This window comes from Variovorax sp. GrIS 2.14 (genome assembly GCF_046115955.1).
GTDB lineage: Bacteria > Pseudomonadota > Gammaproteobacteria > Burkholderiales > Burkholderiaceae_C > Variovorax.
In genome coordinates this window covers 197,298-208,752 of record NZ_JBJXIA010000011.1, presented here as the reverse complement: position 1 = coordinate 208,752, position 11,455 = coordinate 197,298, and the positions used below count along the sequence as shown (strand labels likewise).

Below are 11,455 nucleotides of genomic sequence, written 5' to 3'. Positions count from 1 at the left end.
TCCGGCGGCCTGGCAGGGGCCTGAAAACAGATGAGAAATCAGGCGAGACAGAGTTCAATCAACCCGCCTCGAAACACAAAAATTCAGACACTCCCAGGGCGATGCCTTATGCCAGCGCCCTTGGCATATCCGACCACCGCGTCGTGTAGTCAGGCGTCTTCAGCGACTGCTTCATGGTCCACATTCGACGGCCATCCGTCTGCCCCGTGCTTGCCAGCCCGATGGCGCCCCGCCCATATCGGTCATTGAGCTGATCAACCGTCGCCATCAATGCCGCACGGTCTGCTGATCGATCGTCCTCCAGCGCCAGCTCGAACTGCTCAACGCTCTCATCTTGCAGGTCCAGCAACATCACGCCCGCTTTCGCATAGTTGTAGCCCGGCTTGAAGATCGCATGGATGCCTTGGACTGCGGCCTGCGCGATCAAGGCACTGTCCGAAGTCGGTCGTCGCAGCGGCACCGTCACGGAGCGCGAATACTGCTTGTCCTGCTTCCGAAACGGGCTGGTGTGGATGAAGGTCAGCACCTGCGCCGCACGGCCGTTCTGTCGTCTCAGCTTTTCTGAAGCCCGACTGGCAAAGTTGCTCACCGCTTCGATCAGATCGGCGCGCTGTGTCACCGGCTCGCCAAAGCTGCGAGTGCACGCGATCTCCTTCTTGGCCGGCGGCGTATCCTCGAAGCCAATGCAGGCTTCCCCTTGCAGTTCACGCACCGTGCGCTCCAGCACCACCGACCAACGCCGTCGCACCGTCGCGGCATCCATGGCGACCACATCGGCAACGGTCTTCAAGCCGTCGGCCATCAGTTGCGCGCCGATGCGTCGCCCGATGCCCCAGACCTCGGTCAGTGCTGTCGCGGCGAAGACCGCATCCAGTTCGGAAGCGGGCAGGGCGCCGAGGTTGCAGACCCGCGCCAGTTCAACCGGATAGCTCCCCGGCTTGCGGTCCGCCGTTTTGGCCACATGGTTCGCCAGCTTGGCCAGTGTCTTGGTGGCTCCGATGCCGATGCCGCACGGCACGCCTATCCACTGCAAGATGCGCTCGCGCACCTTGTGGCTGCGTGCGACCAGATCGCCGCGCATCGTCGTCATGTCGATGAACGATTCGTCGATGCTGTAGATCTCCTGACCCGGTCCCAAGCCCGCCGCGATCGCCATCATCCGGTTGCTCATGTCGCCGTACAGCGTGAAGTTCGCGCTCAGCGCCACGATGCCTGCATCCGGCAAGCTCTGCTGGATATGGAACCATGGTGCCCCCATCGCAATGCCCAGGGCCTTGGCCTATCAGTTATGTGGAATGCACTGCTGACTGCCGTGTCCGATCGGTGTAGCGTGGGCATCCCGGAGAAGGAGGCGCACGATGCTTTCAGAACCACCGTGGCACGCGCTGAGCAACATCTGCAACGACACCCACGCTCGCGCGTGGGTGTCGTTGCAGGCCGACCTGCTGCGCGCTCCGAACACCGTTATCGCCTATGCCCGGGGCCTCGACCACTACCTGGGTTTTTGCCGCCGTGGCGGCATTGATGTGACGAGCGCTGGCCGTGCACAAATCGCCGGCTACGTACGTGAGTTGGTCCAGCCGCTGTCCAGCGCCGAAGGCGCCACCGGCTCAGCCACTGGCCTGGCCAATGCCTCAATACGCCACCGACTCACCGTCGTCCGGTTGTTCTATGACCATCTGGTCGAGGAGGGCGTGAGGACAACGAACCCGGTGGCCCGTGGCCGTCGCGGTGCCGTCTACGGCGGCTGGGGTTTTGGAGAGCGAGGACTTATCCCCGTGCAGCGCAAGCTGCCCTGGATTCCGGAGGAGACCTAGTGGCTCGCATTGCTGGCCAAAGCGTCGAGTGAGCCGGTGCGCAACCGGTTGATGCTTGCCTTCGCATACGACTGCGCGTTGCGCCGCGAAGAGCTGTGCGCGCTCGCCACCGGCGACGTCGATCCGGCACGACGTCTTCTTCGGGTCCGCGCCGAAACGACCAAGACCCGGCGCGAGCGTGTCGTTCCCTACTCGGCGGTGAGCGGCGATCTCTACGTGGCCTACCTCGCCGAACGCCGTCGCCTGGGCACTTTGCGTAGTCAACCGTTCCTGTCGGAGTCGACGCGCAACCGCGCCGCACCGATGTCCAAGTGGACTTGGTCGGAGGTGGTCCGCAAACTCGCCCTGCGCGCCGGGGTGCCCACGCTGACGACGCACAGCTTTCGGCATCTCTGCCTGACCGATCTAGCCGGTGCCGGGTGGGACATCGAGGAGATCGCCAGCTTCGCTGGTCATCGAAGCATCCAGTCCACGCTGCTGTACATCCACCTGAGTGCTCGGGACCTCTCCGACAAGTTCGCCCGCAGCATGGCGGCCATCCATGAAGAGCGGTTGCGGCAGTTTCGAGGCGGTGCACTCCGAGGCGGTGCGATATGAGCATGAAGGCCGACGCAGTCGCACCGGCGAACGCAGCGCCGGTCGAAGCCTCTGCCGCGTGGGATTGCAGTCCCGATCTCTCTGCGGGCGAGCATTCAGCGCTTCACATCCTCGGCACGTGCTTCGCCGGCCATCAGCGTTAATGGCCAGCCGGGACCCGTGCGGCGCTGGCCCGGCTGCTCGATCCTGTCTGCACCGTGCTGGACTGGACGCATGCGGCCCAGGTGCCATGCAACGCCGTTGTACATGTCGTCGTTGCCGAGATGCACCGCCTTCATGTTGCGTACTGGGGATGGTCGGGCGACGACTGGCTCGACGTGCTGTGCAGCAGCGAGGCCGCGTTCAAGGAGCGGTAGGGCGGGAGCAGCAACTGCCGGCAGTACGTCATTGCGGTGGCGTACCTCATGTGTGGCTTCGACCGGCTCACCGAGATCGGACGCTTTTTCCAGTACCGGTTGGCAATCAAGGTGTTCGCACGTGATGCCGTGGACCATGCCATCGGCATCGTCTTTGATGAGATGACCAAGGTCGGCTTCAGTGCCGCCGATCGGCCCGAAGTCTCGAACGCGCTCTGCATGGCGCTGCTCGTCCAGCGCAGCGCACGTCTCGAAGAACTTACCTCCGATGCGCTGCAGCACGTTGCCGTCAATGGAGCGGCATACGTTCGCAGCGGTGCTGCCACTCTGTCATGGGCCCTTGTACGCATGCGCCTGCTCGAACAGGGTCTCGATCACCGCTGCAATGACCGGCGCCGTCCCGAAGGCGGGTACCGGGCTGCAGATGATGTTCCTGCACAGTGGCTGCAATGGTGCGAGCGTTGGCGGGCAACGTCTGTGCGCGCGGCCTCGTCAATTGCAGGGGACTACTACGCGCTGCTGAAGTGTGGCCGCTGGCTGGCGACGGTCCTGGCGCTTGCCGGTGGGCTGCATCCGGTGGCAGCCGCATGCTGGCGAAGTGAATGCCGCGCCGACCTGCTTGCTTGACGTGCCGGTCAACAAGACGTCGACCGCTTTCACCAAGCCAGTCGACGCCGTCGTCGGGCAGGCGGTTGAAGTCTGGGAACAGCAGCGGCTGCCCCACCCGAGCATGCCCGACGCCAAGACCGGGAGTCTGGTCGACTACCTCTTCGTTCACCGCGGTCGACGCGTGGGGTTGGCCTACCTCAACCAAGCCGTCATACCCCTCCTTTGCAGGAAGGCTGGCGTGCCGCTCGACGATGCGCGTGGTCGCATCACCAGCCATCGCGCCCGCGCGACCATCGCCAGCCAGTTGTTCAATGCACGGGAGCCGCTGGGCCTCTTCGAGCTACAAGCATGGCTCGGCCACAGATCACCTGAAGCGACACGTCACTACGTAACCGTGACGCCGACGAAGCTGGCCGGTGCGATCGAGCGGGCTGGTTACTTCGCGCGCAATCTGCGAACCATCGCCGTGCTCGTCGACAAGGACACGGTGAGCAACGGCAGCGCTGCACGCGGAGAGCCCTGGCGCTACTACGACCTCGGGCATGGACTCTGCACTTACGACTTCTTCGATCAGTGCCCGCACCGGATGGCATGCGCGAAGTGCTCGTTCTACGCCTAAAGATTCATCGAAAGCGCAAGCGCTGGAGGCCAGCGCCAATCTCGCGCGCATGCTTCAAGAGATCCCGTTGCAGGACGGCGAGCGGGCGGCGGTGGAGGACGGCATCGAGGCCATGGCCAAGCTGGTGAACAGCCTGCGCCATACCGCAACACCCGATGGGCGAACACCTATCGCACTCGCTGCTCTTAGAGGATCAGCAAATTGATTGCAGTCGTTCACGCAAAGCATTTGACCGTCGCATCTGCGCCCAAAGCAGACGTCCGCTTGTCTGCGGCAAAGCGATCAGGGAGGCTGTTGAAATACAAGGCGTGACCATGTCACCCCGGCAATGCGATTCGCAGCTTGGGCCGAAGCGGTACGCACAGCGAGCATCATTTTCAATGAACAGCTCGAGGCCAATGCAATGGTCTCTTCGTCCGACACCTCAAAAATGCGCCGCTCCCTTGGAGCCGGTCCATGTCGAACGGACATCACCAAGACTGCACCGGGAGCGAGCAGTGCTGCAAGCCGTGGCATTGCCCTCTGCCTTTCCACTTCTTCCAGATGCATCCATACGGCGGTGAGCATGACTACGTCGAATTTCTCTGCGCGACGCTGCAATCGTGCAAGCTCAGGCAAGCTGTCGTCGATCCACTCGATGGAATGCTCTGCATGCAGTTCCATGCCTGCGCGGCGTAGCAAATCCGTAGGCTCGGCCGCTACCACCCGATGACCCATCAACGAAAACCATGCAGCATCGGCACCGCTGCCAGCACCCACGTCGAGAACAGCAGACGGCGCGGATGGCAGAAACTGCAAAACGACAGAATGCTTCCCGGCAAACGAAACAGCTTCATAGCGACTGGCCAGCTCTGCAGCGTGCTCCGCGTAGCCCTCGGTTCCTGGAGTCATGCCATGTTGAAGTGAAGTGGTGGGTAAATCGGCTCAGGGTTGAGTCTGACCGACACGGCGAGCGGCTGCTTCGGGCCGAGCTCGGAAGCTTAAGCTCGTTCCGTAATCGTCGGCGTTGAAGCGTCGTGGGCCAAGGCCTTGACTCGATTGTCCATTCCACATAATCGTTGCTGCGCGCGATGGCGCAGCCATCGTTGTTGCTCAGCACGATCACCGGCTTGCGGAGCAAGCTCGGGCGGAAAACACGCTCGCACGAGACGTAGAAGTTGTTGCCGTCGACCAGCGCGTACACGATGCGGCGCTCAGCGCATGAGGCGCTTGATGGCCCACGTCACCACGCCGCAGATGATCAACTGCTGGTCGTCTTTGAAAGTGATTTCGGGAAACGTTGGATTGGCTGGGACCAGCTTCACGCGCCCGCCGCGCTTGTGCAGGTACTTGACCGTGAAATCGTCGTCGACTTGGGCCACCACGATGTGACGATGCACCGGCGTGATCGCACGGTTGACGACCAGAAGATCACCGTCGTCGATTCCGGCTTCGATCATGGACTTGCCGCTGACTTGCCAATAAAACGTGGCGAGCGGATGCGTGATCAACAAGTCGTTCAGGTCTTGGCGCTTGATCGCAAAATCGTCGGCCGGCGAAGGGAAGCCCGCTCGAATCCGACCTTCGACGATAGGCAGCGGCAAGCGGACTGGCTCGATGGCGGCGCCAATCATCGAACGGAAAACACTGTGCATCTATCCAGTATAGGTCTAGGATTGCGCCATGGACCCGTTGCCCACCAACATTTGGATCGCAGCCTGCGCACATCGGCTGCAGCAGCGCTGGCGCACGGTCGATCCGACATTGCTGGAGGAAGTAGCGGACGACCTGTGGCAGGACCCGCACCTTCGCGCCATGCCGCCGGCAGATGCCGCGGCCGAGTGGCTCAAGCCGGTAGCATCTGACCATGACGATCAAGGTCGGCACCGCCTCCTGGACTGACAAGACGCTCATTGCCTGCGGCCGCTTCTATCCCAAGGAAGCCAAGACGGCTGAAGGGCGGCTGCGCTACTACGCTTCGCAGTTCCCGCTGGTCGAGGTCGACTCCAGCTACTACGCGATGCCGAGCCCGACGAATGCGCAGTTGTGGGCCGAGCGCACGCCCGATGGCTTCACGATGAACGTCAAGGCGTTCCGGCTTTTCACTGGGCATCACACTCAACCCAACGTGATGCACAAGGACATCCAAGAGGCGCTGGCCAAGGATGGGAACGGTCCGGGGGGTACCAAGACGCTGTACTACCGCACGACGCCGGTCGAGATCCGCACTGAGCTCTGGCGCCGCTTCATCGAGGCGCTGGCGCCGCTGAAGGACGCAGGCAAGCTAGGGTTGGTGCACTTTCAGTTCCCGCCCTGGCTGCTGCGCAACCGAGAAGGGCACGACCACGTGTGGCACTGCGTCGAGCAGATGGCAGGGCACACGGTGAGCATCGAGTTGCGCAATGCCACCTGGTTCGAGGAACCGCACCGGCGGCAGACGCTGCGCTTCATTCAGGAGCTGAGGGCGGTGCACACCATCGTGGACGGACCGCAGGGTTTCAGCAACAGCGTACCGGCGATCTGGGAGGCGACGCACCCCGACTATGCATTGGTGCGGCTGCACGGACGCAACACGGCAACCTGGAACGTGAAGGGTGCGACGGCGGCATCGGACCGCTTCAATTACGACTATCCGGATGACGAATTGAGGGATCTTGCCGGCGAGATCGGCCGGCTGGTGAAAATGGCGAAGAACCCGCATGTCATCTTCATTAACAACATGGAAGACCAGGGCCAGCGCAACGCGCGGACGTTGGCGCGGCTGTTGGCTCTACCTAGTGACGTCATTGGAACGTGATGAAATCCAAGGCATGACTTCAAACGATCTCAGCGAGTACGAGCCAGCCCTCGCCGCGGCGCTCGCTTCCATGATTGAGGCGCGCCTCGGACCTGGCTTTGATCTCGATGATGTTCGCGACGTCTTGGGTAAAGACCGGAGGGCCATACATGCATCAGGCTCTTCTGAACGGTTTGAGTCCGCGATGCTGGCCACGGCAGCAGCCGTGCGTAGCATGCCTGCACATTTCGAGAGATTGAGGCGAGCGAGCGGCGTCGTTGCTTGCGTGACGGTTGGACCGGCCGTGTCGGCATTAGCAGCAGTCAAGACCGTGGCCGCGATGTTGCGCGTTGAGGCGCCCGAAGACGTCGCCATCATCTGCGGCGCTTGCATTGATCCGGCGCTAAGCACTTACGTCAAAGTCACGTTGTGGACAAAGTAGCAAAGCGGTCGACTACTTGGGTCTGGTTTCCCTCGGCGGCTCCGACCGACAGCTAGAGTTCAAGACTTCAACATCGACCACGACTTCCTTCATGACTCAAGCCACAGCCAAGCGCGCAGACCGCGCATCCATTCGTAAGAGCATCTTGAGCATCTTGAAGGACAGCGCCGACGCTTATGCAGAGCACAGCGACCCGACCAGCGATCTACGTCACGCGCCCGAATACCTCACCACCGTCAATTTGGCACAAGGGCTGACCAAGGCGTTTCCGATGCTGCGTTATCGGCTGGAGCATCAAGCTTCAACCTTCAGTCTGAAGGCGCGGGAGGCGATCGACACACGTGTCGCCATGGGCAAAGACGCGGCTCGCTTCGACATCGTGCTATTGAACAAGTCGAACAACGTGCCGCGCTGCATCATTGAGGTCAAACGAGGCATCAAGATCATCGACGACGCGAAGCGCATCATTGCTATCGCAGCCCTGGAGTCCGGCCGTCCGAGATGGCGCCATGGCTACCTCGTTACGATCCTTCGACGCTCTGCGTCAGAAGCAGAGCGATTGGTGGGCGAACTCGCTGCAGAGATTGAAGCTTTGCGTGTTACCGCCAGCGCTGCCTTGCCCGACCACCAAGAGGTGAAGGTCACGTATGACTACATGCCAATCGGTGCATCACGGCAAAACGCTGACACGACGCAGATATTTGGCGCGGTCTTTCACGTCGCGTTGAAAGACCGGCTGGTGCCAGAAGCAGAAGACAGCATCGAAATGCTGGCCTGAGGTTGAGTCAGATGCGTCGCGTCCCCTTCCTCGGCGCATCTACTGCATGGCGAGAGATGGGAACGGAGCATCTGGAAGCCGCTTGGCGACCGAGTGCGGCGGACAGTCTATCGGCTCCCACGTGCGCTTCAGACCCACACCAAGCACGGTGACGCGGATCTGTTCAGCTAAGAGCGGGTCTGTTGCTGTCGCGAATGTACATTGCGCGTTCGGTGCGGCTTGTCGAATTACGTCCATGACGAGCTTCGACTCCGTATTCGTCAGTGAGCCTGGCGCCGTTGTGATCAGCACCAAAGCGTGTTGGGCCTCTGCGAGCGCAACACCCTCAAGCAGCGGGCAGACGACAGCTTGCTCAGCGGCAATTTTTGCGCGACCGAAACCACCAGCTTGGGCTGTGCTGAACAACGCAATACCCGCGGTGCCGGTCGTCGAGTGAAATCGCGAGTAGCCAGGCCCAGACGGTGCTGCGGCAACTACCAACTTCAGCGCTTCCGCTGCCGCGAAGGCGATCACCTCGTTCACCCCGGTGACTGTTTCGTCCATGTTGAGGTCTTCGTTGCCGAGCATGTCCATGGCCGTATCGCTGGACAGCACGACCAACAAGTCCACGCTTTTCGAGAGCAGTTCGAGGCCGGCGGCAGCGACGGCTTGAGTGATGGAGCCGTCCCAGTTGAAAGGCATCGAGATCAGCGCGATGGTCGGTATGCCAAGCTCCTTGGCGGTCCTTGCAATGACTGGCGACGCCCCCGTTCCCACGGCGCCGCCGAACGCTGAGAGGAGCAATACGAGTTGCGAACCGCTGAGAATTTGGCGCAAGTCGCTCTGGACGTGTTCCGCATTTACGCGGGCCCCACTTGCTCTTGAGATTCGCTCGCCGGACACGCCAAGAAGAAATGTCTTGTGCGCGTTGCTGTTTTTCAGGGCATCGGAAACGGAATGCATGGCAATGCACTCAATTTCCGGGCTTGCGCGAACTCGGAACGCGGTGAGGAGGTTGACGCCACCGCCGCCAATGCCAATAGCTCTGATCGCGGTTTTCTGCTCTGTTGCGCTTGGCATGTACATTCCTTTTGTTTGATGAAGGTCGGCCAAGGCATGCACGTAGGTCCTGTTGGCCAGCTCAAAGCTTTATTCGGGTGTTCATGCGCTTGACCACCTCGTCTGAACGCTGTGCGGTCAGATGCGCATATCTCTCGGCCATGCGAACCGTCTTGTGCCCCAGCACTGCGGCAATTTCTTGAATCGAAGTTCCGTCTTGCGCGAGGTAACTTGCCGCTGTATGCCTTAGATCATGAAAACGAAAGTCGCTGATTTGCGATCGCTTTAAAGCAGTTTCCCAAGGAGTACGAATGTCGACAGGTATGTCTGCATTCTCCGTGCTTGGAAACAGCAAGGCTTCCGCTCTTTGCATCTCACTCCCGGGCATCATTTGCATTTTTTCTTGCAGCAAATCAAATGCCGCGCCAGAAATCATCGCCGACCGATCTTCCTTATTTTTAGTCCGGGACAGAAGCGCTTTCGCGAATTGCCTGTCGACCGAAAAAGTTAGGTCCCTCCACTTCAAACCAAGTATTTCACCTTTGCGCATCCCGGTTGAGATAGCAAGCACCACGACTAGGAGTAGATGTTTGCTGGTCGAATCGCGACAAGCTCTTATAAGTGCTGCACGTTCCTCGTCACTGAGAAATCGCTTACGTCCGTTTTTTGGTTGTGGCCGATCCGCAACGTCGTTGACAGGATTCGTACGCACCTCCCATTTGAGGGAAATTGCTACAGTGAAGGCATGTGACAGCAACATCAGGTATCGAAGACTTGTAGCGGCTGCTGGCGGTTTGCCGCGTTTCGTAAGGGTCGTGGCAAACTTATCAAGAGCTGTTTCAATGATGCGCGGCGTTATCGCGTTTAGATACCAGCTTCCAATCGAAGCTTTCCACCAGGCGATGGGCGCCTCATCATCTTGGCCACCTTTGGCCTTTTTAGGCGACTTAGTTTTTTCGTAATATTCCAAGAGCTGAAGCATGGTGTGCTTCCCAGTTGGCGCCAGCGTGATACTTCCCGAACGGATCTCGGTTTCAGTCTGCTGCGCCCAACGCTTTGCCAACGTCTTCGTCGGAAAGCTTGAACTTTGTGGCGGATAGCCCTTGATGCGCACTTGCGCTTGGAAGCTCGAAACTCCCGTGCTGTCCACGCGTTCTCTGATGTTTGCCAAGGTCAACTTCTCCAACTAAGTGGAGGCGTGACGATGCAAAAGTGCTGAGTTCTACTCCCGAACGCTGAGGAGTTTTGCCGTCCACTGTGACGACATTGTGACATGCCGCCGTGGTGCTATGACTTTGATAGCGCCACAGCGGCTATTTCATTGGTGCCGGAGAGATGAATCGAACACCCGACCTTCTCATTACGAATGAGCTGCTCTACCGACTGAGCTACACCGGCTTAGCCCTCGATTATAGCGGGTCGTGGTAGCGGGTCAGGCGCTCGACTTCGTTTTTCGAACCCAGGGCCACAGCTACGCGCTCGTGCAGTTTGGTGGGCTGCAATTCGAGAATTCGCTCGCGGCCATTGGTGGCGGCACCGCCGGCCTGCTCGACCAGCCAGCTCATTGGGTTGGCCTCGTACATGAGGCGCAGCTTGCCGGGCTTGCCGGGTTCGCGCTTGTCCCACGGGTACATGAAGACGCCGCCGCGCATCAGGATGCGGTGCACGTCGGTCACCATGCTGGCGATCCACCGCATGTTGAAGTCTTTTTCGCGTGGGCCTTCGGTGCCGGCCAGCATCTCGTCGATGTAGCGCTTGACCGGGGCATCCCAGTGACGCATGTTGCTCATGTTGATCGAGAACTCCTGGGTGTCTTCAGGGATGCGCAGGTTCTCTTGCGTGAGCACGAACGAGCCTTGCTCGCGGTCGAGCGTGAACATCGCGACGCCATCGCCAACCGTCAACACCAGCGTGGTCTGCGGCCCGTAGATACAGTAGCCCGCAGCCACTTGGTTCTCGCCCGGCTGCAAGAAGTCGGACTCCTGCACGCCGTGCTCGCCTTCGGGCTTTTTCAGCACGCTGAAGATGGTGCCGATGCTGACGTTGACGTCGATGTTGCTGGAGCCGTCGAGCGGGTCGAACAGCAGCAGGTATTCGCCTTGCGGATAGCGATTGGGCACCACGTAGATGCTGTCCATTTCTTCGCTGGCCATGGCCGCCAGATGGCCGCCCCATTCGTTGGCCTCGATCAGCACTTCGTTGGCGATGATGTCCAGCTTCTTCTGGATCTCGCCCTGCACGTTCTCGCTTTCGGCCGAGCCCATGATGCTGTTTTCGCCTCCGAGCTGGCCCTTGTTGACGGCCATGCTGATGCTCTTGCAGGCGCGCGCCACGACTTCGAGCAGCAGCCGCAGTTGCGCTGGAATCTTTCCGTCGACGCGCTGCTGTTCGACCAGATAGCGGGTGAGTGAAATGTTCTGTGCCATGAATGCTTCTTTAGAACT

17 protein-coding genes, 1 tRNA gene and 1 pseudogene are annotated in these 11,455 nt (G+C 60.4%); 9 read left to right on the top strand and 10 right to left on the bottom strand.

Annotated elements, in window-relative coordinates; translation table 11 throughout:
* Nucleotides 1-106 precede the first annotated feature (106 nt).
* Entirely contained in the window at nt 107-1,270 is a 1,164-nt protein-coding gene (locus tag RCH10_RS18535; protein WP_409053527.1) for a Y-family DNA polymerase, read from the bottom strand.
* An 88-nt stretch (nt 1,271-1,358) separates the two neighbouring features.
* Between RCH10_RS18535 and RCH10_RS18530 the strand changes: the two genes are divergently transcribed.
* Together RCH10_RS18530 and RCH10_RS18525 are read left to right on the top strand one after the other, a co-directional pair.
* Nucleotides 1,359-1,817 carry a site-specific integrase gene (locus RCH10_RS18530; RefSeq protein WP_409053515.1) on the top strand — a complete coding sequence of 153 codons (459 nt, stop codon included), beginning with the start codon at nt 1,359-1,361 and terminating at the stop codon, nt 1,815-1,817.
* A gap of 9 nt (nt 1,818-1,826) precedes the next feature.
* On the top strand, nt 1,827-2,414 hold the full coding sequence (locus tag RCH10_RS18525) for a tyrosine-type recombinase/integrase (protein WP_409053514.1): 588 nt from the start codon (nt 1,827-1,829) through the stop codon (nt 2,412-2,414).
* A gap of 95 nt (nt 2,415-2,509) precedes the next feature.
* Here the strand turns inward: RCH10_RS18525 and RCH10_RS18520 are convergent, their stop codons facing one another.
* Nucleotides 2,510-2,692 (bottom strand): hypothetical protein, encoded by a 183-nt coding sequence (locus RCH10_RS18520; RefSeq protein WP_409053513.1) that lies wholly within the window; start codon nt 2,690-2,692, stop codon nt 2,510-2,512.
* On the bottom strand, nt 2,689-2,820 hold the full coding sequence (locus tag RCH10_RS18515) for a hypothetical protein (RefSeq protein ID WP_409053512.1): 132 nt from the start codon (nt 2,818-2,820) through the stop codon (nt 2,689-2,691). The genes RCH10_RS18520 and RCH10_RS18515 overlap by 4 nt, the downstream gene beginning before the upstream one ends.
* On the opposite strand from RCH10_RS18515, the gene RCH10_RS18510 reads away from it, so the two are divergent.
* From RCH10_RS18510 to RCH10_RS18500, 3 genes are read left to right on the top strand one after another with little or no spacing between them, the layout of a single operon-like run.
* Nucleotides 2,819-3,397 (top strand): hypothetical protein, encoded by a 579-nt coding sequence (locus tag RCH10_RS18510; RefSeq protein ID WP_409053511.1) that lies wholly within the window; start codon nt 2,819-2,821, stop codon nt 3,395-3,397. The two genes, RCH10_RS18515 and RCH10_RS18510, sit on opposite strands and share 2 nt — an antisense overlap.
* Nucleotides 3,369-3,998: a tyrosine-type recombinase/integrase gene (locus tag RCH10_RS18505; RefSeq protein WP_409053510.1), complete on the top strand. Its 630-nt coding sequence runs from the start codon at nt 3,369-3,371 to the stop codon at nt 3,996-3,998. The genes RCH10_RS18510 and RCH10_RS18505 overlap by 29 nt, the downstream gene beginning before the upstream one ends.
* Before the next feature lie 49 nt (nt 3,999-4,047).
* Complete coding sequence (locus RCH10_RS18500; protein WP_409053509.1) at nt 4,048-4,203, top strand: hypothetical protein; 156 nt, start codon at nt 4,048-4,050, stop codon at nt 4,201-4,203.
* Nucleotides 4,204-4,280: 77 nt separating this feature from the next.
* On the opposite strand, the gene RCH10_RS18495 is transcribed toward RCH10_RS18500, so the two are convergent.
* The 3 genes and pseudogenes from RCH10_RS18495 to RCH10_RS18485 all read right to left on the bottom strand — a co-directional run bounded on the left by RCH10_RS18495 (nt 4,281) and on the right by RCH10_RS18485 (nt 5,632).
* Entirely contained in the window at nt 4,281-4,889 is a 609-nt protein-coding gene (locus RCH10_RS18495) for a class I SAM-dependent methyltransferase (RefSeq protein ID WP_409053508.1), read from the bottom strand.
* Between the two features lie 163 nt (nt 4,890-5,052).
* A pseudogene (locus RCH10_RS18490) lies at nt 5,053-5,181 on the bottom strand (DNA polymerase V subunit UmuC); the annotation flags it as partial.
* 10 nt (nt 5,182-5,191) lie between these two features.
* Nucleotides 5,192-5,632, bottom strand: a complete 441-nt coding sequence (locus RCH10_RS18485; RefSeq protein WP_409053507.1) for a LexA family protein — start codon at nt 5,630-5,632, stop codon at nt 5,192-5,194.
* Between the two features lie 28 nt (nt 5,633-5,660).
* On the opposite strand from RCH10_RS18485, the gene RCH10_RS18480 reads away from it, so the two are divergent.
* From RCH10_RS18480 to RCH10_RS18465, 4 genes are all read left to right on the top strand, one after another.
* Nucleotides 5,661-5,879 carry a hypothetical protein gene (locus tag RCH10_RS18480; protein WP_409053506.1) on the top strand — a complete coding sequence of 73 codons (219 nt, stop codon included), beginning with the start codon at nt 5,661-5,663 and terminating at the stop codon, nt 5,877-5,879.
* Nucleotides 5,845-6,774, top strand: coding sequence for a DUF72 domain-containing protein (locus tag RCH10_RS18475; RefSeq protein ID WP_409053505.1), 930 nt, complete (start codon nt 5,845-5,847; stop codon nt 6,772-6,774). The genes RCH10_RS18480 and RCH10_RS18475 overlap by 35 nt, the downstream gene beginning before the upstream one ends.
* 13 nt (nt 6,775-6,787) lie before the next feature.
* A complete protein-coding gene (locus RCH10_RS18470) occupies nt 6,788-7,195 on the top strand; it encodes a hypothetical protein (protein WP_409053504.1) in 408 nt (135 codons plus the stop codon).
* A 91-nt stretch (nt 7,196-7,286) separates the two neighbouring features.
* Nucleotides 7,287-7,973: a hypothetical protein gene (locus RCH10_RS18465; RefSeq protein ID WP_409053503.1), complete on the top strand. Its 687-nt coding sequence runs from the start codon at nt 7,287-7,289 to the stop codon at nt 7,971-7,973.
* A 39-nt stretch (nt 7,974-8,012) separates the two neighbouring features.
* On the opposite strand, the gene RCH10_RS18460 is transcribed toward RCH10_RS18465, so the two are convergent.
* From RCH10_RS18460 to RCH10_RS18445, 4 genes are all read right to left on the bottom strand, one after another.
* Entirely contained in the window at nt 8,013-9,032 is a 1,020-nt protein-coding gene (locus RCH10_RS18460; RefSeq protein WP_409053502.1) for a hypothetical protein, read from the bottom strand.
* Nucleotides 9,033-9,093: 61 nt separating this feature from the next.
* Nucleotides 9,094-10,182: a site-specific integrase gene (locus RCH10_RS18455; protein ID WP_409053501.1), complete on the bottom strand. Its 1,089-nt coding sequence runs from the start codon at nt 10,180-10,182 to the stop codon at nt 9,094-9,096.
* Nucleotides 10,183-10,333: 151 nt separating this feature from the next.
* A tRNA-Thr gene (locus RCH10_RS18450) sits at nt 10,334-10,409 on the bottom strand.
* Nucleotides 10,410-10,420: 11 nt separating this feature from the next.
* A complete protein-coding gene (locus tag RCH10_RS18445) occupies nt 10,421-11,437 on the bottom strand; it encodes a class 1 fructose-bisphosphatase (protein ID WP_409053500.1) in 1,017 nt (338 codons plus the stop codon).
* Nucleotides 11,438-11,455: the final 18 nt, after the last annotated feature.